The sequence below is a fragment of the Streptomyces sp. NPDC020742 genome (assembly GCF_040641675.1).
Lineage (GTDB): Bacteria > Actinomycetota > Actinomycetes > Streptomycetales > Streptomycetaceae > Streptomyces.
In genome coordinates this window covers 1-1,341 of record NZ_JBFAEA010000060.1, presented here as the reverse complement: position 1 = coordinate 1,341, position 1,341 = coordinate 1, and the positions used below count along the sequence as shown (strand labels likewise).

General features: G+C 66.0%; 1 protein-coding gene. It reads right to left on the bottom strand.

From position 1 onward, the window contains the following. Nucleotides 1-31 precede the first annotated feature (31 nt). The gene (locus tag AB0G84_RS36180) at nucleotides 32-1,114 is read right to left on the bottom strand and encodes an IS110 family transposase (RefSeq protein WP_361330960.1); all 1,083 of its coding nucleotides are present in this window, start codon (nucleotides 1,112-1,114) and stop codon (nucleotides 32-34) included. Between the last annotated feature and the right edge of the window lie 227 nt (nucleotides 1,115-1,341).

Sequence of the window (1,341 nt, the reverse complement as noted above, 5' to 3'; positions counted from 1 at the left end):
CTTGCCGATGCTCCTATAGCTGTCAAGGAGGTCAGGCTGCGGTCGCCAATTCTCGGCAGGAGGGTGGCTGAGCTGGGGTTCGGGGAACGAGCAGGCGGTAGATCTCGCGTGCGATGTGCCGTTTCAGGCAGCGGATGATCTCGCTCTTCGTCTTGCCCTCGGCTGTCCTGCGAGCGACGTAGGCACGTGTGCGTGGTTCCCAGGCCATGCGGGTGACCGTGATCATGTAGAGGGCGTGGTTGGCTTGCCGGTCGCCTCCGCGGTTGAGGCGGTGGCGGCTTGTCTTGCCTGAGGAGGCGGGAATGGGGGCGACTCCGCAGAGGTGAGCGAAGGCTGACTCGGATCGGAGCCGTTCGGGGTTGTCGCCGACAGCGATGAGCAGGGCTGCGACCGTCTCGGCTCCGAGTCCTTTGACGGCCATGAGCTCGGCTGCTGCCTGGGTGACGAGCCTGTGCAGGTGGCGGTCGAGCTCTGTGATTTCGTCATTCAGCTGCAGGTAGCGCAGGGCGATGGACCGCATCGCAAACTTGGTGACCGTGTTCAATGTGTCCGGCTCAGCGCCAGGACGCCACCGTGTAACGGTGCGGATCAGTTCCGCCCGGTGCAGCCCGCGGAGCTGTCCCCGAAGTGTGTCAGGAGCGGTCACGATCAGGGCCTTGAGCTGGTTGACGGCTTGGGTGCGGGCTTTCATCGCACTGCGACGGGCAACTCTCAAGGCCCGGATCATTTCGACGGCGCCGTCACCAGTCTTCGGTATGGCTGTGGCAGTGCCGGCCTGCACCGCTCGTGCGGCCGCCTCGGCGTCCACCGCATCGGACTTCCCACGGCGCCGACGTGTCTGACGGTCGGGACGGTTGACCTCGACGATGTGGTGGCCCCGCTGCCGCATCCACCTGGACAGGCCGGCGCCGTAGCAACCGGCGCCCTCCAGACCTATCTGTTCGATGGTGCCCAGGCTTGCAGCCCAGGACTCCAGGGAGGCGTAGCCCTGTGGTGTCGAGGGAACTGCGAGCGTGCCCAGCCGACGGCCGAGTTGGTCGAGAGCGGCAGCGACATGGACGTCTTCGTGGGTGTCGACTCCGAGGGTCACGCTCGTGATGGAACTGCTGGGCACCTGTCCTCCTGGCGGTCCATGTGACTGGAGCCGCACCGACGGAGCACCGGGGACACAACTGCGATGAGGCGCGTCAGCCAGGCTCTTATCAGGTCACTCCGGCAGTCCGCCGGTGCAGCCGCACGCGCTCTCCCGGCCGGCCGACACATCGGCAACAAGGCACAAACGGCCGGTTGGTCTGTGGGTCAGACCGGCTGGAAGAACGCTTCCCGATCCTCGCAGTTGGT